The organism is Rhodopseudomonas rhenobacensis (genome assembly GCF_014203125.1).
Lineage (GTDB): Bacteria > Pseudomonadota > Alphaproteobacteria > Rhizobiales > Xanthobacteraceae > Rhodopseudomonas_A > Rhodopseudomonas_A rhenobacensis.
Window position 1 is genome coordinate 47,041 of the sequence record NZ_JACHIH010000026.1, and the last position, 25,867, is coordinate 72,907.

23 protein-coding genes are annotated in these 25,867 nt (G+C 67.2%); 11 read left to right on the forward strand and 12 right to left on the reverse strand.

The genetic code is table 11. The annotated features are described in order from the left end of the window. Positions 1-109 precede the first annotated feature (109 nt). From HNR60_RS17930 to HNR60_RS17945, 4 genes are all read left to right on the forward strand, one after another. Positions 110-676: a nucleoside 2-deoxyribosyltransferase gene (locus HNR60_RS17930; RefSeq protein ID WP_184260087.1), complete on the forward strand. Its 567-nt coding sequence runs from the start codon at positions 110-112 to the stop codon at positions 674-676. Then, positions 673-1,434, forward strand: a complete 762-nt coding sequence (locus HNR60_RS17935) for a TlyA family RNA methyltransferase (RefSeq protein ID WP_184260090.1) — start codon at positions 673-675, stop codon at positions 1,432-1,434. Before HNR60_RS17930 ends, HNR60_RS17935 begins: the two co-directional genes overlap by 4 nt. Before the next feature lie 289 nt (positions 1,435-1,723). Next, positions 1,724-3,133: an MATE family efflux transporter gene (locus HNR60_RS17940; RefSeq protein ID WP_184260093.1), complete on the forward strand. Its 1,410-nt coding sequence runs from the start codon at positions 1,724-1,726 to the stop codon at positions 3,131-3,133. 41 nt (positions 3,134-3,174) lie between these two features. Beyond that, the gene (locus HNR60_RS17945; RefSeq protein WP_184260096.1) at positions 3,175-4,413 is read left to right on the forward strand and encodes a class I SAM-dependent RNA methyltransferase; all 1,239 of its coding nucleotides are present in this window, start codon (positions 3,175-3,177) and stop codon (positions 4,411-4,413) included. Between the two features lie 244 nt (positions 4,414-4,657). Here the strand turns inward: HNR60_RS17945 and HNR60_RS17950 are convergent, their stop codons facing one another. From HNR60_RS17950 to HNR60_RS17975, 6 genes are all read right to left on the reverse strand, one after another. Continuing rightward, positions 4,658-5,488: a DUF1194 domain-containing protein gene (locus HNR60_RS17950; protein ID WP_184260099.1), complete on the reverse strand. Its 831-nt coding sequence runs from the start codon at positions 5,486-5,488 to the stop codon at positions 4,658-4,660. A 278-nt stretch (positions 5,489-5,766) separates the two neighbouring features. After that, positions 5,767-6,852 carry a chorismate synthase gene (aroC, locus tag HNR60_RS17955; protein ID WP_184260115.1) on the reverse strand — a complete coding sequence of 362 codons (1,086 nt, stop codon included), beginning with the start codon at positions 6,850-6,852 and terminating at the stop codon, positions 5,767-5,769. Between the two features lie 134 nt (positions 6,853-6,986). Further along, positions 6,987-7,580, reverse strand: a complete 594-nt coding sequence (locus tag HNR60_RS17960) for a histidine phosphatase family protein (protein ID WP_184260118.1) — start codon at positions 7,578-7,580, stop codon at positions 6,987-6,989. Between the two features lie 81 nt (positions 7,581-7,661). Continuing rightward, on the reverse strand, positions 7,662-8,483 hold the full coding sequence (gene fabI / locus HNR60_RS17965) for an enoyl-ACP reductase FabI (protein WP_184260122.1): 822 nt from the start codon (positions 8,481-8,483) through the stop codon (positions 7,662-7,664). Positions 8,484-9,232: 749 nt separating this feature from the next. Then, a complete protein-coding gene (locus HNR60_RS17970) occupies positions 9,233-10,216 on the reverse strand; it encodes a DnaJ C-terminal domain-containing protein (protein ID WP_184260125.1) in 984 nt (327 codons plus the stop codon). Between the two features lie 125 nt (positions 10,217-10,341). Next, positions 10,342-10,869, reverse strand: a complete 528-nt coding sequence (locus HNR60_RS17975; RefSeq protein ID WP_430694979.1) for an RT0821/Lpp0805 family surface protein — start codon at positions 10,867-10,869, stop codon at positions 10,342-10,344. 15 nt (positions 10,870-10,884) lie between these two features. Here HNR60_RS17975 and pdxH point away from each other — a divergent pair, with 15 nt between their 5' ends. Together pdxH and HNR60_RS17985 are read left to right on the forward strand one after the other, a co-directional pair. After that, entirely contained in the window at positions 10,885-11,526 is a 642-nt protein-coding gene (pdxH, locus tag HNR60_RS17980) for a pyridoxamine 5'-phosphate oxidase (protein WP_184260130.1), read from the forward strand. Continuing rightward, on the forward strand, positions 11,523-12,311 hold the full coding sequence (locus HNR60_RS17985; protein ID WP_184260132.1) for an SDR family NAD(P)-dependent oxidoreductase: 789 nt from the start codon (positions 11,523-11,525) through the stop codon (positions 12,309-12,311). The genes pdxH and HNR60_RS17985 overlap by 4 nt, the downstream gene beginning before the upstream one ends. A gap of 187 nt (positions 12,312-12,498) precedes the next feature. On the opposite strand, the gene atzF is transcribed toward HNR60_RS17985, so the two are convergent. Beyond that, positions 12,499-14,292, reverse strand: coding sequence for an allophanate hydrolase (gene atzF / locus HNR60_RS17990; RefSeq protein ID WP_184260135.1), 1,794 nt, complete (start codon positions 14,290-14,292; stop codon positions 12,499-12,501). A 374-nt stretch (positions 14,293-14,666) separates the two neighbouring features. On the opposite strand from atzF, the gene paoA reads away from it, so the two are divergent. Genes paoA through paoC form a run of 3 tightly spaced genes read left to right on the forward strand, consistent with a single transcriptional unit; the run spans position 14,667 to position 18,487 of the window. Next, entirely contained in the window at positions 14,667-15,284 is a 618-nt protein-coding gene (gene paoA / locus HNR60_RS17995) for an aldehyde dehydrogenase iron-sulfur subunit PaoA (protein ID WP_430694981.1), read from the forward strand. Further along, entirely contained in the window at positions 15,281-16,231 is a 951-nt protein-coding gene (locus HNR60_RS18000; RefSeq protein ID WP_184260140.1) for an FAD binding domain-containing protein, read from the forward strand. The genes paoA and HNR60_RS18000 overlap by 4 nt, the downstream gene beginning before the upstream one ends. Before the next feature lie 3 nt (positions 16,232-16,234). Further along, entirely contained in the window at positions 16,235-18,487 is a 2,253-nt protein-coding gene (gene paoC, locus HNR60_RS18005; protein ID WP_184260142.1) for an aldehyde oxidoreductase molybdenum-binding subunit PaoC, read from the forward strand. Positions 18,488-18,683: 196 nt separating this feature from the next. Here paoC and HNR60_RS18010 read toward each other — a convergent pair whose 3' ends face one another. Together HNR60_RS18010 and HNR60_RS18015 are read right to left on the reverse strand one after the other, a co-directional pair. Next, positions 18,684-18,881, reverse strand: coding sequence for a hypothetical protein (locus HNR60_RS18010; RefSeq protein ID WP_184260144.1), 198 nt, complete (start codon positions 18,879-18,881; stop codon positions 18,684-18,686). A 333-nt stretch (positions 18,882-19,214) separates the two neighbouring features. Then, positions 19,215-21,029: a carbon starvation CstA family protein gene (locus tag HNR60_RS18015; protein WP_184260146.1), complete on the reverse strand. Its 1,815-nt coding sequence runs from the start codon at positions 21,027-21,029 to the stop codon at positions 19,215-19,217. A gap of 199 nt (positions 21,030-21,228) precedes the next feature. Between HNR60_RS18015 and HNR60_RS18020 the strand changes: the two genes are divergently transcribed. Next, complete coding sequence (locus HNR60_RS18020) at positions 21,229-22,956, forward strand: sensor histidine kinase (RefSeq protein ID WP_246432994.1); 1,728 nt, start codon at positions 21,229-21,231, stop codon at positions 22,954-22,956. Then, a complete protein-coding gene (gene btsR / locus HNR60_RS18025; RefSeq protein WP_184260162.1) occupies positions 22,953-23,672 on the forward strand; it encodes a two-component system response regulator BtsR in 720 nt (239 codons plus the stop codon). The genes HNR60_RS18020 and btsR overlap by 4 nt, the downstream gene beginning before the upstream one ends. Positions 23,673-24,006: 334 nt before the next feature. On the opposite strand, the gene HNR60_RS18030 is transcribed toward btsR, so the two are convergent. The 3 genes from HNR60_RS18030 to HNR60_RS18040 form a co-directional block, all read right to left on the reverse strand. Continuing rightward, positions 24,007-24,522 carry a hypothetical protein gene (locus tag HNR60_RS18030; protein ID WP_246432995.1) on the reverse strand — a complete coding sequence of 172 codons (516 nt, stop codon included), beginning with the start codon at positions 24,520-24,522 and terminating at the stop codon, positions 24,007-24,009. Between the two features lie 144 nt (positions 24,523-24,666). After that, positions 24,667-25,470, reverse strand: coding sequence for a pyruvate formate-lyase-activating protein (gene pflA / locus HNR60_RS18035; RefSeq protein WP_184260165.1), 804 nt, complete (start codon positions 25,468-25,470; stop codon positions 24,667-24,669). Further along, on the reverse strand, positions 25,460-25,867 hold a 408-nt coding region (locus HNR60_RS18040), incomplete at its 5' end, for a glycine radical domain-containing protein (RefSeq protein WP_184254948.1). The genes pflA and HNR60_RS18040, both read right to left, overlap by 11 nt.

Genomic DNA, 25,867 nt, shown 5'->3' on the forward strand with positions numbered 1-25,867 from the left:
AGGCCCTCGCTGCGCTCGGGCACCTCAGCATGACGGCGTGGGTGTTGCGAGGCGGCGTTGCGTGCCGTGCTATGATCGCGAGCGACGCAGCTCGCCCGGATGACTCCCCATGTTGATCTATCTCGCCGGTCCCGACGTGTTCCTGCCGGACGCCATCGAGATCGGCAGGCGCAAGCAGGCGATCTGCGCCCGCCATGGCCTGACCGGGCTCTATCCGCTCGACAACGCGTTCGACGCCGCGACGCCGGAGCTGTCGCTCGAGATCTTCCGCGCCAACGAGGCGATGATGATCAAGGCCAGCGCGATCATCGCCAACCTCACGCCGTTTCGCGGCCCCAGCGCCGACGCCGGCACGGTCTATGAGCTCGGCTTCATGGCCGGGCGTGGCAAGCTCTGCCTCGGCTATTGCAACGATCCGTTGCCCTACCCGCGGCGCATCGCCGCGCGGGGCGAAGTGACGGCGCGCGATGGCGTGTTGCACGATGCCCACGGCCATGTGGTGGAAGACTTCGGCCTCGCCGACAATCTGATGATCGCGCACGCGCTGGATCTGCATGGTTGCGCGCTGGTGACGCCGCAGCAGGCGCCCGACGATCTGTGGCACGACCTCGCCGCCTTCGAGGCCTGCGTGCGACTGGCTGCAACGCGGCTGGTGCAGGCGCAGGCGCCACGATGACCGCGCCTCCCTCCGACGGCGGCGGGGCGCCGCGCAAAAAGCGCGCCGATGTGCTGCTGGTCGAGCGCGGGCTGTTCGAAAGCCGCGCCCGCGCGCAGGCCGCGATCGAAGCCGGATTGGTGTTCGCCAACGGCAAGCAGGTCGGCAAAGCCTCGGAGGGCATCGCCGCCGACGCAGCACTGCAGGCCGAGCCGGCGCACCCTTACGTGTCGCGGGGCGGCGTCAAGCTCGCCGGCGCGCTGGAGAAGTACCCGATCGAAATCGAAGGCCACGTCTGCCTCGACGTTGGCGCCTCCACCGGCGGCTTCACCGAGGTGCTGTTGCTGAACGGCGCCAGCCTGGTGTTTGCGGTCGACGTCGGCCACGGCCAGCTGCACGCCTCGCTGCAGGGCCACCCGCAAATCGTCTCGATGGAAGGCACCGATATCCGCAGCCTCAAAGGCACGCGGCTGCCGGCGCGGCCCGATGTGGTGGTGATCGACGCCAGCTTCATCTCGCTGAAGGCGGTGCTGCCGGCGGCGCTGGAATTGGCGGCGTCGCCGATGTGGCTGTTGGCGCTGATCAAACCGCAATTCGAACTGAAGAGCGGGCACAACAAGCGCGGCATCGTCAAGGACGATGCGCTGCACCGCGCGGTGTGCGACGACATCGCCGGCTATGCCACCTCGCTCGGCTGCACCGAGATCGCGGTGTTCCCCTCGGCGATCGCCGGCGGCGACGGCAATATCGAGTTTTTTCTCGGCGCGCGGCGGGGCTAGAGCATTCACCTTTGGGGGCGCAGCATCTAACCCCAATGCAGTCGTCATTCCGGGGCGCGAGCCGCGCAAGCGGCGAACGAGCCCGGAATCCATAACCCCTGTCCTCGATGATAGGGCCCGACCGTCGCCCCTCTTGCCCAGCATGAGATGCTGCGGCGTATGGATCCCGGGCTCACTCGCCGCTCACGCAGCTCGTGCCCCGGGATGACGGCTGTATTTGTGTTGAGCGCGACCAACCGTCGCGCGAATGGGACATCGTGCCGCCGCAACTTCCGCTAGGGTGCGCGCCATGACATCCCCTGACTTCACCCTCGCCGCCGGCGCCCCCGCGCCGGCGCGTTCGTCTGCGTGGCGGCTCGAGATCGGCGAGACGCTGTGGCTGGCCGCGCCGATGGCGCTGACCCAGCTCGGCCAGGTCGCGATGATGACCACCGATCTGGCGCTGATCGGCCGGCTCGGCGATGCCGCGGTGGCGGCGGCGGCGCTGGCCCATACGGTGCTGTTCATCGCTTTTATGCTGGGTATCGGGCTGGTGTCGGCGGTGGCGCCGTTGGCGGCGCAGGGTTTTGGCGCCCGCGCGCCGCGCCAGGTCCGCGCCTCGCTGCGGGTCGGGATCTGGGCGGCGCTGTGCGCCGGGGTGCCGCTGACGCTCGGCCAGCTCTATGGCGAGCAATTGCTGCTTTGGCTCGGCCAGCAGCCCGTCACCGCGCAGCTCGCCGGCCGCTATCTCGACGGCCTGGCCTGGTCGCTGGTGCCGTCGTGGATCTTCATCGCGCTGCGCGGCTTCATGGGCGCGGTCAACCGCCCGGCGCCGGCGCTGTGGATCATGCTGGCGGCGGTGCCGCTGAATGCCGCCCTCGCCTACGCGCTGATCCACGGCGCGCTGGGGCTGCCGCGGCTGGAAATTTTCGGCGCCGGGCTCGCCACCACCATCGTGTCGGTGGCGATGTGCGGCGTCGCGCTCTTGGTGTGCTACGCCTGCCAGCCGTTCCGCAAATATCGCGTGCTGGCGCAGTTCTTTCGGCCGCATTGGCCGTTGTTGCGGCGGCTGTTGGCGCTCGGGCTGCCGATCTCCGGCGCCTCGGCGCTGGAATACGGCGTATTCGGCGCCGCCGCGCTGTTGATGGGCCGGATCGGCACCAGCGCGCTCGCGGCGCATCAGATCGCGCTGCAGATCGCCGCCATCCTGTTCATGGTGCCGCTCGGCATTTCGCTCGCCGCCACGGTGCGAGTCGGCCATGCGGTCGGCCGCAACGATCCGGCCGGCGCGCGCCGCGCCGGCTTCGTGGCGATGGGGATCGGGCTGATCTTCATGATCACGATGACGCTCTTGGTGGCGCTGACCCGAACCCAGATCCCGCAGCTGTTTCTTGGCGACGGCATTGCCGCCGACGAGACCGCGCAGATCACCGCGTCGCTGCTGGTGGTGGGGATCAGCTTCTTCATCGTCGACGGCCTGCAGGTGGTCGCCAACGGCGCCTTGCGCGGCCGTAACGACACCAGGATCCCGCTGATGTTTGCCGCGTTCGGGTTCTGGGCGATCGGATTTCCCTGCAGCTATCTGCTCGGCTTCAACGCAGGCTTCGGCCCCGCCGGGGTCTGGAGCGGGCTGTCGCTCGGGCTCACGATCTATGCCGGGCTGTTGGTGTGGCGCTTCCACCGGCTGACGCTGCCACCGCGCAACTTGACCGCGCTCTGATTGCGGCTTTACGCGCTGCCGGCTGCGGGCTATCGCAGGCCATGACGGAAACGCTGATCATCGACCATGTCGGGCATCGCGGCGACGGGGTGACCAGCCGCGGCGGCGAAGCGGTGTTCGTGCCCTATGCGCTGGGCGGCGAGACCGTCGAAGTCGACGCCGTCGCCGGCCATCCGGATCGCCGGGTGCTGCTGCGCGTGGATCAGCCGAGCGCCGAGCGGATCGCGCCGTTCTGCAAGCATTTCGGGGTGTGCGGCGGCTGCGCCATCCAGCATTGGCAGCCCGCGCCCTATCAGGCCTGGAAGCGGCAATTGGTGATCGCGGCGCTGGCGCAGGCCAAGATCGACTGCGAGGTGGCGCCCTTGATCGACGCCCACGGCGCCGGCCGCCGCCGCATCACGCTGCACGCCCGCAAGGGCACCCACGAGGTGCTGAAAGTCGGCTTCACCGCGGCGGGCAGCCACGACATCGTGCCGATCGACGCCTGTCCGATCCTTGATCCGGGGCTCGACGGCGCGCTGCAGGCGGCGTGGGCCTTGGCCGAAGCGCTGGCCGAGACCGGCAAGCCGCTCGACATCCAGGTCACCGCCGCCGACAACGGGCTCGACGTCGATATCCGCGGCTCAGGAGCGCTGCCGTCGAAGCTGATCGCTAAGCTGTCGCGGCTCGCCGAAGAGCACAAACTGGCGCGGCTGACCCGGCACGGCGAATTGGTGCTGATGCGCACGCCGCCTTTGATCAGCATCGGCCAGGCGCATCTGACGCTGCCGCCCGGCGCCTTCCTGCAAGCCACAGCGGCCGGCGAGGCGACGCTGGCGCAGCTTGCGATCGAGCGCTGCGGCAAGGCGAAAAACATCGTCGACCTGTTCTGCGGCGTCGGCCCGTTCGCGCTGCGGCTCGCCGCGAAAGCCAAGGTCGCGGCCTATGACAGCGAAGCGCCGGCGATCGCGGCGTTGCAGGCCGCCGCCAAAACGCCGGGGCTGAAGCCGTTGGTGGCGGAGGTGCGCGACCTGTTCCGCCGGCCGCTGGTGACGCAGGAACTACGCGACGTCGACGCCGTGGTGTTCGATCCGCCGCGGCAGGGCGCGCAGGCGCAGGCCGAGAAACTTGCCGCCGGCAAAGTGCCGACCGTGGTGGCGGTGTCGTGCAACGCCGCGACCTTCGCGCGCGACGCGCGGATTCTGATCGACGGCGGTTATAAGATCGGCGCGGTGACCCCGGTCGATCAGTTCCGCCATACGCCGCATGTCGAATTGGTGGCGAAGTTTTCGAAGAAGTAGGCGGCGGGGCTGTACTGCGTTGATACCAGCATTGCTGGGGCGCCTCTTTGCTCTTGCTGAAGCAACTCCAATAACTCCGTCATCCTGAGGCGCCCGAGCAACGCGAGGGCCTCGAAGGATGGGCCGCGAGTGCTCGTAGCCGCATCCTTCGAGACGCCCGGCTTCGCTCTTCGAGCGCAGCCGGGCTCCTCAGGATGACGGCGTTGTACTTGTTGCGCGCGTAGTTGCGCGCTTAGAAGTCCCCTCACCGTCCCCACCTGTCCTGCCAGATCCGCTCGCCGACCATGCACGACACCCGCGGCTCGGCGGGCGTATCGGCGACCGGCACCACGCGGCGTTCCGGCACCCGGCCGGCGACCTCCATCACCAGCTTGGTGTGGATCGCCTCCTTGAACTTGTCGCGGTTCTTGATGGTGACGACGAACGAGCCCGGCCCGCCGATCACGCAATCCTCGTAGTAGTAATCGAGGTTGTCGATATCCATCGTCGAGTAGGACGGCTCCTTCACCATGATCGGCAGGCCGTTGATGACGATGCCCTTCTCCAGCGCGGCGTCGCGCGCCATGGTCACCGGCATGCCGTTGTTGTTGGGACCGTCGCCGGAAATGTCGATCACCCGGCGCAGCCCGTGATAGGGATTTTCCTCGAGCAGCGGAATCGCGAAAGCGATCGCGCCGGAGATCGAGGTGCGCGAAGCCCGCCGGATCGACGATTTCAAAATTTCGGCGGCGACCGCGTCGGCGGATTCCGGGCCGTCGATCACCACCCAGGGAATGATCACCTTCTGATCTGTGGACGCCGCCCATTCGAACATCGTCACCGCGACCTTGCCGGTCGGGCCGGACTTCAGCGCCTGCAGGAATTCCTTCGATACGATCGCCTCGGCATAGCCCTCGCGCTGCAGCGCCAGTTCGTCGAGGTCCATCGAATAGGAGACGTCGAGCGCCAGCACCAGTTCGACGTCGACCGGCTTGTCGCCGGCGGCGGGCGCGGCGGGTGCTGCGACGCCCGCGACATCGCCGGACATCAGCGCGGATGCGATCAGCGCCGTCGCGATCGAGACACCGAAGCGCATGCGCGGACCTCCGTCGTCGTCGGACGCGATGCCGCGCCAGACCGCGATGGTGACACGGCGCGGAAAATGCGAAAGCCGGCAAACTCCAGTTCCCGTTCACAATCCGGTTAGCGAGCCAGCTTTCTGTGGCACGGCGCGCGCCCGGTTTCGCCGCGAAGGATGGGCCGCAGACGGCTTCGAGCCGCATCCTCAAGATGCCGGCTGTGCACCGCGCTTCGCCGGCTCTTCAGGATGGCGACTTTGTACTTGTTAGCAAAAACGGCAGCGCGACGCCGGGACTAACCGATCTGGCCGCGGTGGCGGATCAGGTGATCGGCCAGCACGCAGGCCACCATCGCCTCGGCCACCGGCACCGCGCGGATGCCGACGCAGGGGTCGTGGCGGCCCTTGGTGAGAATGTCGGTGTCGTGGCCGTCGCGGTCCACGGTCTTGCGCGGCGCCAGAATTGAGGACGTGGGCTTCACCGCAAACCGCGCCACCACCGGCTGCCCGGTGGAGATGCCGCCCAAGATGCCGCCGGCGTGGTTCGACAGGAACAGCGGGCCGTGATTGCTGGCGCGCATCTCGTCGGCATTCTCCTCGCCGGTGAGTGCGGCGGTGGCGAAGCCGTCGCCGATCTCGACGCCCTTCACCGCGTTGATGCTCATCAGCGCCGCTGCGATGTCGCTGTCGAGCTTGCCGTAGATCGGCGCGCCGAAGCCCGCCGGCACGCCGTCCGCGACCACTTCGATCACCGCGCCGATCGAGGAGCCTTGCTTGCGGATGCCGTCGAGATAGTCCTCGAAGAATTTCGCCTTGTCCTTATCCGGGCAGAAGAACGGGTTGTTGCCGACCTCGTCCCAATCCCATTTGCCGCGATCGATGGCGTGCGGCCCCATCTGCACCAGCGCGGCGCGCACATTGATGCCCGGCACCACCTTGCGGGCGATCGCGCCGGCGGCGACGCGGGTCGCGGTCTCGCGCGCCGAGGACCGGCCGCCGCCGCGATAGTCGCGGATGCCGTATTTCGCCTCATAGGTGAAGTCGGCGTGGCCGGGGCGGTACTTGTCCTTGATCTCGGAATAGTCTTTGGAGCGCTGGTCGGTGTTCTCGATCAGGAGCGCGATCGGCGCGCCGGTGGTGACCTGCTCGCCGGTCTTGGGATGCGCCATCACGCCGGACAGGATCTTCACCTGGTCGGCTTCCTGGCGCTGCGTGGTGAAGCGCGACTGGCCGGGCCGCCGGCGGTCGAGGTCGCGCTGGATGTCGGCCTCGGTCAGCGCGATCAAGGGCGGGCAGCCGTCGACCACGCAGCCGATCGCCACGCCATGGCTCTCGCCGAAGGTGGTGACGCGAAACATGTGGCCGAAGGTGTTGAACGACATTTTGAGGCGCCTGGTCGCGGGAGGGGCGTTGCGTGCCGAGTTTTGCAGTCGGCGGTTGTCGTAACGCGCGGCGCCAGATGGGTCAAACGACGGGGTCGGATTGGCTGCGCGAGGCCTAACGCCCCGCCGCCGCCTCAGCTATAAATCTCCAGCCCGCCGTCGCGGAAGACGTAGACCGCGCCTTGCACGATCGGGCCTTCGATCGCCAGCGCCGGGGTGGCGAGGCCGAGCGCGACCATCAGGGTGCGCGCGGTGCCGACATGGCCGACCACCACGGTGTCGGCTTCGAGCGATTGCGCCCAATCGGCGACCAAGGGCAGCCGGCTTTCGTAGCTCTCGCCGCCGAGCGGCGCCACGCTCCAGCGGTCGGCGAGCCGTGCCGCGTAGATCTGCGGATCGGACTTTTCCATCTGCGGCAGCGTGAAGCCTTCCCAGTCGCCGTAGCAGATTTCGCGCAGCCGATCGTCGACCGCGTAGTCCGCCGGCGCCAGCTGCAGCGCGCCGCGCAGCAGCTCCATGGTGAGCCGGGCGCGGCCGAGCGGGCTCGCCACGAACGACAACGCCGCAGGCGTGCGCTGCTCGCGGCCCAATAGATCGCCGAGCATCCGTCCGGCGGTGGCGGCCTGGGTGCGGCCGATGTCGTTGAGCGGAATGTCCTGGGTGCCCTGGAAGCGGCCGGTGGCGTTCCAGTCGGTTTCGCCGTGGCGGACGTAGTAGATGGTCGGCATTTCTAAAAGGCTCGGTTTCGAATGAGCCGTCACCCTGAGGAGCGGCGCAGCCGCGTCTCGAAGGGCGACGGTTGGGTGACGTCAGTCCTTGCTCGCCAGCGAAATATCCGGCGCGTCGGGACGCTTCATGCCGACCACGTGGTAGCCGGAATCGACGTGATGCACTTCGCCGGTGACGCCGCGCGACATCCCCGACAACAGATAGACGGCGCTGTCGCCGACCTCGTCGATGGTGACGGTGCGGCGCATCGGCGAATTGTATTCGTTCCATTTCAGAATGTAGCGGAAGTCGCCGATCCCCGACGCCGCCAGCGTCTTGATCGGCCCGGCCGAAATGGCGTTGACGCGGATGTTCTTCTCGCCGAGGTCGGCGGCGAGATAGCGCACGCTGGCCTCCAGCGCGGCTTTCGCCACGCCCATCACATTATAATGCGGCATCCACTTCTCGGCGCCGTAATAGGTCAGCGTCAGGATCGAGCCGCCGTCGGTCATCAGCTTCTCGGCGCGCTGCGCGATCGCAGTCAGCGAGTAGCAGGAGATCAGCATCGACTTGGAGAAATTCTCCGCGGTGGTGTCGACGTAGCGGCCGTCGAGCTCGTCCTTGTCGGCGAACGCGATGGCGTGCACCACGAAATCGATCTTGCCCCACTTCTCTTTCAGCACCTCGAACGCCGCGTCGATGGTCGACGCATCGGTGACGTCGCAATGCCCGAGCAGGATGCCGCCGAGCTCGGCGGCCAGCGGCTCGACCCGCTTCTTCAGCGCGTCGCCTTGCCAGGTCAGGGCGATCTCCGCGCCCTGGGCGCGGCAGGCCTTGGCAATTCCCCAGGCGATCGAACGATTATTGGCCACGCCGAGCACCACGCCGCGCTTGCCCTGCATCAAGCCTGTAAAGTCAGCCATTCCGTCTCCGATCGCCTGGCGCATGACCGAAGTTGATCCGGTTGTCGGGAAAACATCATGCGCAAACAAGAATCTAGAGCAGGACGACCGCTCCGCGGAACGCCCCCCTGCTCTAGCCGGGTGTGGAGGTACACCAGCGAAAGAGGCCGGTACAGCCCAAAACTGCCGCAAAATCCCGGGATTCGCGGCTCTGGGGCGTTCGGGGAGTAGGCTCTTCGTCGTGGTGTTTAGCCTGACGGGCTGGCGCCGCAGATGGCGGTAATCCGAGGTAGAAAGTCGGTGGAGCGGCCGGCCAGGTCAGCGGTTCGCCGGAGCAGCATCGGCGCGCAGGGGAGCACCGACCCAACCTTTGGTGGGTTAACGACGCTTAACTTCTTCTAACGGCCCGCCCCGACCTTGATTTGGCTCAACATCGCGGGCCGCGCCGGAAACAGAATAGCCATGCGCTCGATCCGCCGGTCGACCGCACGCGGTCTTGGCCGGGGTGACGCGCTGATCCCCCGGCCGAGGCCGTAACCTTTTTTCGGGGCACTGCCGGCAGTGCAAACGACGGAGAGCGTGCCGCGGACGCGGCGCACTACGCCGCCCTTGCGGCGTGGTGCGCTGCAGAACCGGGGCCGTTACGGAACGCGGCGCTTGGAACGGTCCCGGCTCGCGGAGCAGCGTAAGAACGCTGCTCGCGTCCGGGACACGAGGCGTCATTGATGAGCAACCGCCCGGTCGGCCACCGTGGCGTGGGCCTTCGCGCCTCAGCCTAAATCGCTGCGCGGATGGTAGGGGCGATGATCCCGCCATTTTTCCATCAAGGCTTCCAGCTCGGCGTCGTGGCCGTCCGGCAGCACGATCCTGGTGGTGACGAACAGATCGCCGGCGGCGCCGCCGGCTTTCGGAATGCCCTTGCCCTTGAGCCGGAAGATCCGCCCGCTCGAGGTGTTCTTCGGCAGCGACAATTCGATCGCGCCGGTCAGCGTCGGCACCCGCACCTTGCCGCCGAGCACCGCTTCATACAGCGTGATCGGCAGATCGACGCGCAAATCGTTGCCGTCGACCTTGAAGAACGGATGGCTGGCGATCGAGACCGTGATCAACAGGTCGCCGGGGCGATGGCCGGGGGCGCTTTCGCCCTGGCCCTTCAGCCGGATCTGCTGACCCGAGGTGACGCCGGCCGGCACCTTGACGTTGAGCTCCTTGCCGGACGGCAGCCGCACCCGCTTTTCGACGCCTTTGACCGAGTCTTCCAGCGACACCGTCATCGACACGGTGAGGTCGAGATCGGCCGCCAATCCGCCGGTGTCGAAATCAAACGCCTGGCCGCCGCGCGCGCCACGTCCGCCGGCCGCGCCGCCGAACATGCTGTTGAGGATGTCCTCGAAACCGCCGCCGCCACCGCCGAAGCCGCCGGGGCCGCCCGGGCCACCGGGTCCGCCGCGGAAATTGAACTGCTCGAAGCCGCCGCCGGACGACGCGCCGCGCGCACGGCCACCGCCGCCGGGGAAGCCCTGGAAGCGCGGCTTGCCCTCGGCGTCGATCTCGCCGCGGTCGAACTGCTTGCGCTTGACCTCGTCGCCGAGGATTTCGTTGGCGGAATTGACCTCGGAAAACCGCGCCGCGGATTTCGGGTCGTTGTTGTTGTTGTCCGGGTGATGCTTCTTGGCGAGTTTGCGATAGGCGCTCTTGATGGCCGCAGCGCTGGCATCCCGCTGCACCCCCAGGACCTCATAGGGGTCGCGCATCCGTCTCGTCTCCTTCGAGGAATTCTAGAACCTGGCAAAAGAATCGGGGTTGGAGCCCCAGCTGCCCTTCATCTGGGGTCTTCGTGTCATTTTTGCAACTGGATTCGGCGCCGATGGCGGCGCCCTCAGCCCTTTCGCCACGGCTTCAGGGTGTGAATTTCCCATTGCCCGGAGGCGGTGCGGCAGCCGGAGCCCTGCAGCCAGCTTTCGCTGCGGTCCTTGACATAGCTCGCGAGAAAATCCCGGCAGGAGCGGCCGTCAGTGGAATACACCGAGGCCAGCGGCGTCACCGAGCCGCGCGCCCCGGTCAAGGGATTTTCCCAGGGCTGGCTGGAATCCTTGTCGCCCTTGGTCAACACGTCGGAGGCGGCGTTGCGGGCCAGCGCCAGATCGGCGTCGCTCGGCGCGTCGTTGTTATTCGCCGAGTGGGTCAATGCGCCGATCGAGCCGGTCACGTCCGAGGCCCCGCCCATCTGCGCATAGGCGGCGTCGTTGCGCGACAGGCTGCAGCCGCCGGCGCCGACCCCGATTAGAATCGTTGTTAGCAGCATTGCCGGCGGTCCGATCGCCGATAGGCCAATGCGTCGGCGTATCCTATATAGGACAGACCCCGACCGGGGGCACAGCGCCTGATTGGCCGCAGTGAAGAACAACTCGGAACTCCTCGCATGAGCGATACAACCTCCATCAAACACCCAAGCGGGTTAACGTCCGGTGATTTCACCGCCGCCGAAGAACCATTTGCGCTGTTTGCCGAATGGTTTGCCGAAGCGTCGGGGTCCGAGCCGAACGACCCCAACGCGATGGCTCTGGCGACCGTCGACGCCGACGGGCTGCCCGACGTCCGCATGGTGCTGATGAAGGGCTACGATTCCCACGGCTTCGTGTTCTACAGCCACAAGGCCAGCCAGAAGGGCCGCGAGATCGCCGGCAACCCCAAGGCGGCGCTGTTGTTTCACTGGAAATCGCTGCGCCGGCAGGTGCGGGTGCGCGGCAGCGTCACGCCGGTCAGCGACGCCGAAGCCGACGCCTATTTCGCCACGCGGTCGAAGCAATCGCAGATCGGCGCCTGGGCCAGCAAGCAATCGCAGCCGTTGGAGAGCCGCTTCGCCTTCGAACAGGCGATCGCCGGCGTCGCCGCCAAGCACCTGATCGGCGAGGTGCCGCGGCCGCCGGGCTGGAGCGGCTGGCGGATCACCCCGATCCGCTTCGAATTCTGGCACGACCGGCCGTTCCGGCTGCACGACCGCATCGAATTTCGCCGGGACACCCCGGCCCATCCCTGGACCAAGACAAGGCTGTACCCATGAGCCCCGAGACTCCGAAAGCTAGGCCGGCGACAGCGCTCGCCGACAGCAACGCGCCGCGCCGCACCTTGCTGCTCACCGGCGCCAGCCGCGGCATCGGCCACGCCACCGTGATCCGGTTTTCCAGCGCCGGCTGGCGCGTCATCACCTGCTCGCGGCATCCGTTTCCCGAAGAGTGCCCGTGGGGCGCCGGTCCGGAAGACCACATCCAGATCGACCTCGGCGACCGCGCCGATACGCTGCGCGGCATCGCCGAAATCCGCGAGCGGCTCGACGGCGGACAGCTTCATGCGCTGGTCAACAACGCCGCGATCTCGCCGAAGGCCGCCGGCGGCCGCCGGCTCGGCTCGATCGACACCGAAATGGATACCTGGGAGCGCGTCTTCCACGTCAATTTCTTCGCGCCGATCATGATGGCGCGCGGGCTGATCGAGGAACTGAAGGCCGCGAAGGGCTCGGTGGTCAATGTCACCTCGATCGCCGGTTCTCGGGTGCACCCGTTTGCGGGCGCCGCCTACGCGACCTCGAAGGCGGCGCTGGCCTCGCTGACCCGCGAGATGGCCTCGGATTTCGGCCGGATCGGCGTCCGCGTCAATTCGATCGCGCCGGGCGAGATCGACACCGCGATCCTGTCGCCGGGCACCGAGAAGATCGTCGAGGAAGACATCCCGCTGCGCCGGCTCGGCACTCCCGACGAAGTGGCGAAGATCATCTACGTGCTGTGCACCGAGACCTCGTCCTACGTGAACGGCGCCGAGATCCACATCAACGGCGGCCAGCACGTGTAGCTGGGGGCGGCGCACGTGTAGTTGCACGCGTGTTGTTGCGCTCCTCATCCTGAGGAGCCCGGCGTCGCTCGAAGAGCGAAGCCGGGCGTCTCGAAGGATGAGGCGACGAATACGATCCTCCGCCGCGCGTTCCCCATGGTTCGAGACGCGCGCCAAGAAAGAGCGCGCTCCTCACCATGAGGAACACCTACACCGTCGCGGCGATGAAGGCGCGCCAGCCGCCGTAGTGCGAGATGTCGAGCGCGCCGGTGACGGCGATCGGCTCGACCAGGAAGCCCTTGGCCAGCGAGCCGTCGGCGAGCCGCACGCTGCCGATCGACAACGGCCGCGGGATCGCCGCGACGAAGCGGCCGAACGCCGCCTGCGACAGCGCCCAGACCTCCACCTTGATCGCCGCACCACTGCCGGCTTCGACCCGCAGCATCCCCGGCTTCGGCGGCACCGAGCCCGGCAGCGCATAGAGCTGATAGTCCGGCGCGGTCTCGGTGACGCGCAACAGCCGCGCATTCAGCGCCTGCAATTCGCCGTTCAGCGCCATGCCCGACAGATGCGCGCCGACCACCACCAGCGCGATCTCGTCGGCGCCGAGCTGCGGCTCGATCGCGGCCAACGGCGGCTGCGGCAGACCCGAGGCACCCATGGTTAGTTGCGTGTCGGCGTGGAACAGCCGGCCGAGGCTGGCGAGCCGCGCATCGTGCCCGGCCGGCGCCAGCAGCGTGACGCCGAACGGGATGCCGTCGTCGCGGATCGTCGACGGCACGGCGAGGCCGCACAGATCGAGCAGGTTGACGAAGTTGGTGTAGACGCCGAGCCGGCTGTTCAGCGTCACCGGATCGGCCGCGAGTTCGGCCACCGTGTAGGCGGTCGGCGCGGTCGGCAGCAGCATGGCGTCGATGCTCTCGAAGACACGCGCGCTGCGCTGGCGCAACGCCTGCAGCCGATACAACGCCGCGAAGGTGTCGGCGCCAGTGACGTGCGCGCCGGCCTCGATGATGCCGCGGGTCACCGGATGCACCGCATCGGGGTTGCTCTTCAGCAACTCGCGGATCACCAGATAGCGCTCGGCGACCCACGGCCCGTCGTAGAGCAGCTTGGCGGTCTCGTCGAACGGCGCGAGATCGAATTCGACCGGCGTGCAGCCCAGCGCGACGAAGCGCTGCAGCGCCGCCTGATAGTCGCGTTCCGACTGCGCGTCGCCGAAGAATTGCAACTGGTCCGCGCGCGGCACGCCGAGCCGCAGCGGCGCGGCCAGCGGGCCCGGCGCCGACAACGGCAACTTGCGCGAATAGGCGTCGGCCTCGTCGTAGCCGGCCAGCGCCTGCAAGGCGATCGCGGCATCGTCGACGGTGAGCGCGAAGATCGACACGCAATCCAGCGTGCGGCAGGCCGGCAGCACGCCGGCGGTGGAGATCAGGCCCAGGCTCGGCTTCAGCCCGACGATGTTGTTGAGCATCGCCGGCACCCGGCCCGAGCCCGCGGTGTCGGTGCCGAGCGACAGCGGCACCAGGCCAGCGGACACCGCGACCGCGGAGCCTGAGGACGAGCCGCCCGGCACCAGATCGTCGCGCATCGCGTTCTTCGGCACGCCGTAAGGCGAGCGGACGCCGACCAGACCCGTGGCGAACTGATCGAGATTGGTCTTGCCGATCACGATGGCGCCGGCGGCGCGCAATTTCGCCACCACGGTGGCGTCGCGCGCCGGCTGAAACGCAAAGGCCGGGCAGGCCGCGGTGGTCGGCAGGCCGGCGACGTCGATATTGTCCTTGATGGCCACCGGGATGCCGTAGAGCGGCAGCGCGGCGGCGTCCTTGCCGCTCAGCGCTTGGGCTTCGGCGATCGCCTCGGCTTCGTCGCGCAGGCTGATGAAGATCGAAGGGTCGTTGCGCTCGCGAATCCGCGCATAGCTGCGCGCCACGGTCTCGGCGGGCGTGGTGGTGCCGGCGCGATGCTCGGCGACGAGGTCGGCGATGGTCTCAGCCACGGGCGCGCTCCGCTGCCGTGGAGACAACGGGCGTCGCCCGATCGGCGCGGGTGGGATCTGTCAAACGCTGCAAGGCAAACTCCGGAAACACGGGACGGGACGCCGGCGGCCTGCGCCGCGCGGCGCCGCAGCATAGCCAGCGCGATCCGGCGCGTCACCAAGGTTGTGTAACAATGCGGGGCGGCGGGGGGCGACAAGCGATGCCGATGCTGCGCTGCAGTTCGTGACGCTCTCGCACTTTTGCATGGAGCCCGTCCCCGGCGCTGCGGAACGTTTCTGGTCGCCGACGTTAATCACGCTGCCATCTCGCAGCGGACGGAACCAGATTCATGCCGACATTCGGTGACCTCAAGCTATCTCGACGCGACATGTTAATGGGAACCGCCGCCACGTTGGCGCTTGGAAACGCGCCCAACACGGCCAGTGCCCAGGATGCCGGCGTCAGCGGTGGTGCCGTCGCGCTCGCAGCGGGTACGCCGTCGCTCGCCAAGGTCTCGTTCACGGTCAACGGGGCGGCGCACGATCTCAATCTCGATACGCGGACCACCCTGCTCGACGCGCTGCGCGAGCATCTGCATCTGACGGGATCGAAGAAAGGCTGCGATCAAGGACAGTGCGGCGCCTGCACGGTGATCGTCGAAGGCCGCAGGATCGCGTCCTGCCTCAGCCTCGCCGTCATGCATCAGGGCGACGCCATCACCACCATCGAAGGCCTCGGCACGCCAGACAACATGCACCCGATGCAGGCCGCCTTCGTCAAGCATGACGGCTATCAGTGCGGCTATTGCACGCCCGGTCAGATCTGCTCGGCGGTCGCCATGCTGGACGAGATCAAGGCCGGCATGCCGAGCCACGTCACCGCCGATCTGGAAGCAACACCGCAACTGACCAACGCCGAGCTACGCGAGCGGATGAGCGGAAACATCTGCCGCTGCGGCGCCTATTCCAACATTGCAGAAGCCATCACCGAAGTCGCAGGGAGCCCGGCATGAAGCCGTTCAGTTTCGAGCGTCCAAATACGCCCGCGGAAGCGGCCGCGGCCGCCGCCCGCGTCGACGGCGCGAAATTTGTCGCCGGCGGCACTAACCTCCTCGATCTGATGAAGCTGCAGATCGAAACCCCGACGCATCTGATCGACGTCAATCGGCTCGGGCTCGACAAGATCGAAGCTTCGTCCGACGGTGGATTGCGGATCGGCGCGCTGGTGCGCAACAGCGATCTCGCCGCCGATCAGCGGGTGCGGCGCGACTACGCCGTGCTGTCGCGCGCGCTGCTGGCCGGCGCCAACGGGCAATTGCGCAATCAGTCCACCACCGCCGGAAATTTGTTGCAGCGGACGCGCTGCCCTTATTTCTACGACACCAACCAGCCTTGCAACAAACGCCTGCCCGGCAGCGGCTGCAGCGCGCTGCACGGCTTCAGCCGGCAGCTCGGCATTGTCGGCACGAGCGACGCCTGCATCGCGACGCACCCGAGCGACATGGCGGTGGCGATGCGGCTGCTCGACGCGACCGTCCAGACGGTGAACGGCGCCGGCGCGGAACGGCGCATTGCGATCGCCGACTTCCACCGCCTCCCCGGCGATACACCGCAGATCGAGACGACCTTGCAGCGCGGCGAGCTGATCACCGCGGTGACGCTGCCGAAGCCGGTCGGCGGCAAGCACATCTATCGCAAGGTGCGGGACCGCGCGTCGTTTGCGTTTGCGCTGATCTCGGTCGCCGCCATCGTGCAGCGCGACGGCACCGGGCGCGTCGCGCTCGGCGGCGTGGCGCACAAGCCGTGGCGCGTCGAGGCGGCGGAGGCGGCGATGCCGCGCGGCGCCAAGGCGGTCGCCGAGCAACTGCTGGCCGAGGCCATGCCGACCGAACAGAACGCATACAAGCGGCCGCTGGTCGAGCGCACGCTCGGCGCCGTGCTGGCCGAAGCGAAAGGCTGAACCATGAAGTTCGACACGCCGGCAACCACCAATCCGATCGATCAGCTCAAGGTGATCGGCAAGCCGCTCGATCGCATCGACGGCCGCTTCAAGACCACCGGGACCGCGCGCTATTCCTATGAGCGCCACGACGTGGTGCCGAACCCCGCCTATGGCCATGTGCTGGGCGCTGCGATCGCCAAGGGACGCATCAAGAGCTTCGACCTCGCCGCCGCAAAATCGGCGCCGGGCGTGCTGGCGATCGTCACAGCCGACAACGCCGGCGCGCTCGACAAGGGCAAGAACAACACCGCCAAGCTGCTCGGCGGCCCGGAGATCGAGCATTATCACCAAGCCATCGCGGTGGTGGTGGCCGAGAGCTTCGAGCAGGCGCGCGCGGCCGCGCAATTGATCCGGGTCGACTATCAGGACGACGGCGGCAGCTTCGACCTGCGCGCCGGAATGGCGGATGCCAAGCCTGCGAAAGTGCTCGGCGGGCCGGCCGACAGCGCGGTGGGCGATTTCGCCACGGCGTTCGCCGCCGCTCCGGTGCAGCTCGAGCAGATGTACTCCACGCCGGACGAGTCGCACGCCATGATGGAGCCGCACGCCACCACCGCGGTCTGGGACGGCGACAGACTGACGCTGTGGACTTCCAACCAGATGATCGCCTGGGGCGTCGGCGAGGTCGCCAAGACTCTGAAGATGCCGAAGGAGAACGTCCGCCTGGTCTCGGAATATATCGGCGGCGGCTTCGGCTCCAAGCTGTTCGTGCGCACCGACGCGATCCTCGCGGCGCTCGGCGCCCGCGCGGCGGGCCGGCCGGTGAAATTGACCCTGCAGCGCGCGCTGGTGTTCAACAACACCACGCATCGCCCGGCGACGGTGCAGCGCATCCGCATCGGCGCCGACAAGGACGGCAAGATCACCGCGATCGGCCATGAGAGCTGGTCCGGCGATCTGCCCGGCGGCAAGCCGGACGGCGCGGTCAGCCAGACCCGCCAACTTTACGCCGGCGCCAACCGCATGACCGCGACGCGGCTCGCCGTGCTCGATCTGCCGGAGGGCAACGCAATGCGCGCGCCCGGCGAGGCGAGCGGAATGATGGCGCTGGAGATCGCGGTCGACGAGATCGCCGAGAAGCTGGCGATGGACCCGATCGAGTTTCGGATTCTCAACGACACCCAGGTGGTGCCGGACAACGCCAAGGAGGCTTCGAAGGAATCGCAGACGGTCGGATCGGCAAGCAAGAGCGAGTTGCCGTTTTCGCAGCGGCAGCTGGTCCAGTGTTTCCAGACCGGCCGCGATCGCTTCGGCTGGGCCAAGCGCAATCCGAAGCCGGGCGAAGTGCGCGACGGTCGCTGGCTGGTCGGGCTCGGCGTCGCCGCGGCGTTCCGCAACAATCAGCTGACCAAATCCGCGGCCCGCGTGCGGCTCGAGCAGGACGGCCGCATCGTCGTCGAGACCGACATGACCGACATCGGCACCGGCAGCTACACCATCATCGCGCAGACCGCCGCCGAGATGATGGGGGTGCCGATCGACAAAGTGGTGGTTCTGCTCGGCGACTCCGCGTTCCCGGTGTCCGCCGGATCGGGCGGGCAATGGGGCGGCAACAATTCCACCGCCGGAGTCTACGCCGCCTGCATCAAGCTGCGCGAGATGATCGCGCAGAAGCTCGGCGTCAATTCCGCCGAGGCGGCGTTCACCGACGGCGAGGTGCGCACGGGGGCGCGCGGCGTTGCGCTGGCCGACGCTGCGCGCGACGGCGCGCTCAGCGCCGAGGACGGCATCGAGTATGGCGACCTCGACAAGAAGTATCAGCAGTCGACGTTCGGCGCGCATTTCGTCGAAGTCGGCGTCGACGCCGCAACCGCCGAGATCCGGGTCCGGCGCATGCTCGCGGTGTGCGCCGCCGGCCGGATTCTCAATCCGAAGACCGCGCGCAGCCAGGTGATCGGCGCGATGACGATGGGCGTCGGCGCCGCGCTGATGGAGGAGTTGGTCGTCGACAAGCGCCGCGGCTTCTTCGTCAACCACGATCTCGCCGGCTACGAAGTGCCGGTGCACGGCGACATTCCGCATCAGGAGGTGGTCTTCCTCGACGAGACCGATCCGATGTCGTCGCCGATGAAGGCCAAGGGCATCGCCGAACTCGGGATTTGCGGGGTGGCGGCGGCGGTCGCCAACGCGGTCTACAACGCCACCGGGGTGCGGGTGCGCGACTATCCGGTCACGCTCGACAAGCTGATCGACAAGCTGCCGGCGGTCGGGTGAGCGGCGGAGCATGACGCCCTCCGCGGCACGACGGGAGGCCTCGTCCCCGCGGGAACGCTGCCGGACCGCTTCGGTCACCTTTGCGACCACAACACGACTTGAGACAATGTTGGTTCAAATTGTCCGATCCCGCCGCGAACAGGCCAGCAACGAACCCCGAGTCAGATTCCGGCTCCACGCGAACGTAACGCATGGATCATTCCGATGCGGGCGAAACCGTCGGGCCACCATCATTTCCGACCATCAACACCGCGGCGAGCGCGGCTTGCCAGCGCGGGGAATTGCATTCATGTCGGGGCAATCGGATCAGGAAGACGCGCGCGTCCTGCAGAGTCGCCAGTTCGCCGCCCTTGGGCAGAGGAATTGGCGGCGAAAACCGGGCGGACCAGGACACGACGCAAACTCCATGATGCAGCATCACAACAGACCCCGGGAGGCGCACCCCGCCCCGACGTCGACCGAAAGAGAATTCACCGGGGCTAGAATCGTTCCTTGGCAAGGACGCTCGCAACGCGCCCCCGCGACGCACCCCCCCACCCCACCCCACCCCACGCCGCCAGCCGAACGTCTGACTCAAAGCACCGGTCGATGAAATCACGTATCAACGCCGGTGGCTCGAGCGGATGGCAAAAAAGCTTGGGCCCCGGTCGCATCCGCAACCGAGGCCCAAATCGTCTTCTGTTCGGCTCCGCCGGCCGTGGCCGGCGGAGTCATTCAACCCGTCGCGTCAGCTGGCGGTCGCCGTCGCCAGCAGCGAGCCGGCATCGGTGTTGCCGCTCCGCTGCAGCAGCTTCTTCCAGCGCAACAGGGAGGCCGCCATGATCACGATGCCCAGCACCAGCATGATGATCGAGATCCCCGCGTTGAAGAGGTTGTAACCCTTCGCAGCCGGATTGAGGTAGACGTTGCTGATCATCCAGTAGCCCGCATAGTTCACCGTGACGTAGAGATAGGCCAGCGGGATCAGGCAGGTCAGCATGTAGATCCGCTTCTGGGCCAGGCGCAGGATGATGGTGGCGCCGATCATCAGGCCGATCGAGGCCATCAGCTGGTTCGACACCCCGAACAAGGTCCACACCGAGTTGATGTCGCCCGAGTTCAGCAGGTAGCCCCACAGCAGGCAGGCGAGCAGGCTGGCACCGAGCGCGCCGGGCATCCAGTCGAGCCGCTTGAACGGCTTGTACACTTCGCCGGCCAGATCCTGGATCAGGTAGCGGGCGACGCGGGTGCCGGAGTCGACGGCGGTCAGGATGAACACCGCTTCGAACATCACCACGAACTGGAAGAAGTACGAGGCGAGGTGGCTGAACCACGGCAGCTTGGTGAAGATCTCCGTCATGCCGACGGCGAGGGTCACCGCACCGCCGGTGCGGCCATAGAGATCCATGCCGATCTCCTGGCTGAGCCGCGGCAGGTCCACGACGGTCATGCCGAGCGCCTGGAACACGGCCGGCGAGGCGTTGATGGCGAAGTAGTCCGCCGGGTGCAGCACGGTGGCGGCAATCAGCGCCATCACGCCGACCACGCATTCCGCCAGCATCGCGCCGAACGCCACCGGCAGGATGTCACTCCACTTGTCGACCAGCTTCGGCGTGGTGCCGGAACCGATGAAGGCATGGAAGCCGGAGATCGCACCGCAGGCGATGGTGATGGAGATGAAGGGCCACACCGGGCCGCCGATCACCGGGCCACCGCCGTGGATGAAGTCCGTCAAAGCCGGGAACTGCACGACCGGGTTGATGAACACCACGCCGACGATCAACGCGCCGAACACGCCGATCTTCATGAAGCTGGACAGGTAGCCGCGGGGCGTCAGCAGCAGCCAGACCGGCAGCGCGGTGGCGAAGAACGCATAGGCCGGGATCGCGAGCGACACCGTCCGCTCATGCACCGTCAGCCATTCGCCGAGCATCGTGCCCTGCAGATAGGGGCCGATGAACACCGCGGCGATGATCGCGAGCACGCCGAAATAGGTGGCGCCTTTGGATCGGCCGGTGAGCTTCTCGTAGGTTCCAACCGCCATCGCAATCGGGATAGTCATCAGCACCGCGAAGGTGCCCCAGGCGTTGCGTTCCAGCGCATGCACAACGACCATCGACAAGCCGGCCATCGTGATGGTGATGATGAACAGCATGGCGATGCCGGTGCACCAGCCCGCGACCGGGCCGAGTTCGGCCTTGGCCACTTCGGAGAGCGACTGGCCGCGATACTTCATCGAGGCGAACAGCACCACGGTGTCATGCACCGCGCCGCCGAGCACCGCGCCGATCAGCAGCCAGAGGAAGCCCGGCAGGTAGCCGAACTGGGCCGCGAGCACCGGCCCGACCAGCGGACCGGCCGCCGCGATGGCGGCGAAGTGCTGGCCGGCATTCACCCACTTCCTGGTCGGGACGAAGTTGCGTCCGTCCTGCATCGAATGGGCCGGGGTCACCTCGGAGTCGTCCGCGCGCAACACCGTGCGAACGAAGAAGATGCCGTAAAAACGGTAGCAGATCGTAAGGACGCAGATTGTTCCTATTACGAATGGTAGGGCGTGGATCATGGCTGCTCTCCTTTGAAGATGCCGGACCCTAGACCACGTCATCGCGTTGCGAAGGCCGGTTCGGAGGAGCGGCAGCATGCTTCAGCGAGCGGCGGCTGGCTGGCGCTGAGCGGCGGCGTGCGCGGCGCATGCGGTGCCGTACGGAGTGGTGGAACCGGTCTCACCCAACTATCGTGCGGCAACGCTCAGGAACCCCGCCATGCTGCCTTTCGTGTTGATCGAACGCCTGTCCATGACGCTGGATCGCCTGACCATGACGCTGCAGCTGCTGCAGCAGACCTGCGTCTACCTCGTCATCGCCTACCTGCTCAGCCGCACGCCGCTATTCATTCCGCTGATGAACGTCACCGTTCGCCCTTCGCACAAAGCCGCGGCGTATGTGATCTTCTCGATGTTCTGCATCTTGGGCACGTATTTCGGCCTGCAGTTCGACGATTCCATCGCCAATACGCGGGCGATCGGCGCCGTGCTCGGCGGCCTGCTCGGCGGGCCTTCGGTCGGCCTCGCGGTCGGATTGACCGGCGGCCTGCACCGCTATTCGCTAGGCGGACCGACCGACGTGGCATGCGCGATTTCCACCGTGACCGAGGGGCTGATCGGCGGCCTGATGCACCGGCACTATGTTGGACGCCGGCAGTTCGACCGCCTGTTCGACCCCTGGCGCGTGGCGCTGGTGACCTTCGCTGCCGAGGTCGCGCAGATGGCGATCATCCTGCTGATCACCCGGCCGTTCGAAGTCGCCTGGTCGGTGGTGGATCATGTCGCGCTGCCGATGTGGATCGCCAACACGCTCGGCGCTGCATTCTTCATGCGCATCCTGCAGGAACGGCGGCTGCTGCTGGAACGGCAGTCCAGCGTGTTCTCCACCAAGGCGCTGAAGATCGCGGCGCGGGCCGAGGGCATTTTGCGCAACGGCTTCAACGAGGACACCACCAAGCGGATCTCCCGCATCATCTACGAGGAAACCGGCGTCGGCGCGGTGTCGATCACAGATCGCGACAAGATCCTGGCGTTTATCGGTCTCGGCGACGACCACCATCTGCCGGGCACGCCGATCGCATCGGAGCAGACCCTGCAAGCCATCATACACAACCAGGTCTTGTACGCCGACGGCAACGAGACGGATTATCACTGCTCGCTCAGTCCGACCTGTCCGCTGGGCGCCACCCTGGTGATCCCATTGGTCGGCGAAGACGAACAGGTGATCGGCACCATCAAGCTCTACGAGCCCCGCAACAAGCTGTTCTCGAACATCAACCGCACGCTCGGCGAGGGCTTGGCGCGGCTGTTCTCCACCCAGATCCTGGCCGGCCGCTACGATGAGCAAAAGCAGCTGTTGGCGCGCTCCGAGATCAAGCTCCTGCACGCGCAGATCAATCCGCATTTCCTGTTCAACACGCTGAACGTGCTGTCGTCGATCATCCGCAGCGATCCCGAGCGGGCGCGCGAACTGGTACTGCATCTGTCGACGTTCTTCCGCAAGAACCTCAAGCGGCCCACCGAAGAAGCGACGCTCGGCGACGAGATCGATCACGTCAACGCCTACCTGCAGATCGAACTGGCGCGCTTCGCCGACCGGCTGACGGTGAAGTTCGACGTACCCGATCCGCTGCGCAGCGTCGCGCTGCCGGCGTTCTCGCTGCAGTTGATCGTGGAGAACGCCATCAAGCACGGCATCGCCCACATGATCGAGGCCGGCGTGGTGCGGATCGAGGCCAAGGAGGAGGCAGGCGTGCTGCTACTTTCGGTCGAAGACAACGCCGGACTGTACGGCGGCCACGACCACGGCGACGGACTGGGCATGAACCTGGTGGACCGGCGGATCCGCAACCGCTACGGCGACAGCTACGGGCTCGACGTCAGCTGTAAACCCGAAGTCAGCACCCGCGTCACCATGCGGGTGCCCATACAGTTGGTGGCGGCATGATCAGGGCATTGATCGTCGACGACGAGCCGCCGGCTCTCAGCGAACTCCGCGTGCTGCTCGACGAAGCCGGCAATATCGACATCGTCGGCGAGGCCGGCAACGCCGTCGAGGCGATCGCCGCGATCAACCGGCTGCAGCCCGAGGTGGTGTTCCTCGACATCCAGATGCCGCGGATCAGCGGACTGGAAATGATCGCCATGCTCGATCCTTCGCATGCCCCGCGCATCGTGTTTCTCACCGCGCATGACGACTACGCGGTGCAGGCGTTCGAGGAGAATGCGTTCGACTACCTGCTGAAGCCGGTCGACCCATTGCGGTTGGGCAAGACCCTGCAACGGCTGCAGCGCGACCGCGCGCCGCAGGACGTCGGCTTGCTGAAGCGCGCGCATCCGCTGCGGCAGATCCCCTGCTCCGGGCAGAACCGGATTTCGCTGCTGCGCGTCGAAGACGTCGAATACGTCGCATCGCGCGCCAGCGGCGTGTTCGTGGTCGGCGAGGACGGCAAGGAGCGCTTCACCGAACTGTCGCTACGCACCCTGGAAGAGCGCACCAGCATGTTTCAGTGCCACCGGCAATTCCTGGTCAACCTCGACCACATCCAGGAATTGCGCTTCGAGGAAGGCGGGCTCGGCCGCATCGTCACGCTGGGCGGGCGCACGGTGCCGGTCAGCCGGCGGTTTCTCGCGCTGCTCAAGGAAAAACTCGGCGTCGACTGACGCGGGCTGGGACGAGCGAGCAATCAGCGTAGCAGGAACCAGAGTCGTCACTGCGACGAGCACTGCTTCACCTCTCCCCGCTTGCGGGGAGAGGTCGACCCGGCCGGGCACCCGGATCGGCGCTTCGCGCCGTCCGAGTACAAGCTCCGCGAAGCCGGGTCGGGTGAGGGGGCGTCTCGGCAGAACGCGGCGCCCCCTCACCCGACGCGACAAGCTTCGCTTGTCACGCCACCCTCTCCACCGCACGCGGGGCGAGGGAATCTTTGCCGCAGCGCTTCGATCAGCTTCTCCCGACAGTCCGCGCAGACGTTTTCGCGCGCCGTGCGCGGCGCGCTCAACGCCCCCATCGCAGCGTGAGGCCGGCGTCGCCGGGAAAGCCGCCGGGGAAGTCGAGGATCTGCGCGGTGAGGCCGAAGCCTTGCGGTTTCAATTCACGCTGCCAGCGCCCGAACACGTCGGCGGCCTCGCCGATCAGCGTCTCCGGCCAGCTCGGATCCATCGCGTTGATCGCGCGGCCGCGGTCGCTGCACAATTCCGACGGAAACCGGATCAGCAGCAATTCGCGGGCGCCGCGCGCTGCCGCCTGGCGGGCCCGCGCGATCAGCGCGTCCCAGCTCGCCTGGTCGAGCGCCTTCTGCTGCAGCGCCGTGACCAGCGCGCGCCGCGCCTCGCCGGCGATGCGCTCGGCCGCCGCGCGCTGCGCGCGATCGGCCTCCTCCGCGGCGAGCGCCAGGAAGTGAAATTCGCTGGCGCTCGGTCCGACCTCGACCTCCCTGCGCGCCACCGGCGCCGCAGCCGCGCTCCGCCGCACAAACGAAACGTCAGTGCCAACTACATCATAAGCCGACATCGTCTTTCTCCATGGTCTGTCTCAATCAGGCGGCTCACGGCCGTCAAATTCATCAGGCGGGCGCCTATCTTCAGGCATCGCTTGCGCATCACGTCGACGCCCGCGTCGCGGCGATGCCGGGCGGGCGCATCGCCCGCGAAACTGTTACGTCGTCAGCAAACCCTGGCTGCGGAACGCGGCGCGGGTACGCGCCAGCAGGTCGGGCGACGGCGGTTGCGTGTCGGCGAGCCGATAGCGCGTGCCGACATCGGCCCATTTGAACGCGCCCATATTGTGGAACGGCAGCACGTCGACGCGCTCGACATTGCCGAGCGCGCGGGCGAACGCAGCCAAGCCCTCGATCTCGTCGAACTTGTCGGTGAGGCCCGGGACCAGCACGTAGCGCAGCCACACCGGCTTGTTCATCGCGGCGAGGCGGCGGGCGAACACCAGCGTCGGCTCCAGCGCCACCCCGGTGAGGGCGTGATAGGTCGCCTCACTGAACGCCTTGATGTCGAGCAGCACCAGATCGACGTCGGCGAGCAGATAGTCGTCGGCGTGGGCGCCGAGGAATCCCGCGGTGTCGAGTGCGGTGTGCAGGCCCATCTCCTTGCAGCCGCGCAGGATGGCGTGGGTGAAGTCGGGCTGCACCAGCGGCTCGCCGCCGCTCAGCGTCACGCCGCCATGGGCGTGCATCAGGAACTTGGTGTAAGCGGCGATGTCGCGCAGCACCTCGCGCGAATTGGTCGGCTTGCCGTGGTGCATGTGCCAGCTATCGGGATTGTGGCAATATTGGCAGCGCAGCAGGCACCCGGCCAGGAACAACACGTAGCGAATCCCGGGACCGTCGACGGCGCCGCCGATCTCGGTGGAATGCACCCAGCCGTTGATGGCCGGGCGCACGGCGCGCAAACCCGAAGGTTTGCGCGCCGTGGTGGCGTAACCGGCGTTGGCCTGGTCAGTGTACACTGTGGAAGGTCCGAGAAATGACGTCGAGCTGCTGCTCGCGCGTCAGTTTGGTGAAGTTCACCGCGTAGCCGGAGACCCGGATGGTGAGCTGCGGATACAGTTCCGGGTGATCCATCGCGTCCAGCAAGGTCTCGCGGTCGAACACGTTGACGTTGATGTGGTGGCCGCCTTGCGCGAAGTAACCGTCGAGCAGGCCGGTCAGGTTGTCGACGCGGTCGGCGTCCTGCGCACCCAGCGCCGAAGGCACGATGGTGAAGGTGTAGGAGATGCCGTCCTGCGAATGCGCGTAGGGCAGTTTCGCCACCGACGCCATCGAGGCCACCGCGCCCTTGACGTCGCGGCGGTGCATCGGGTTGGCGCCCGGCGCGAACGGCTCGCCTGCCTTGCGGCCGTCCGG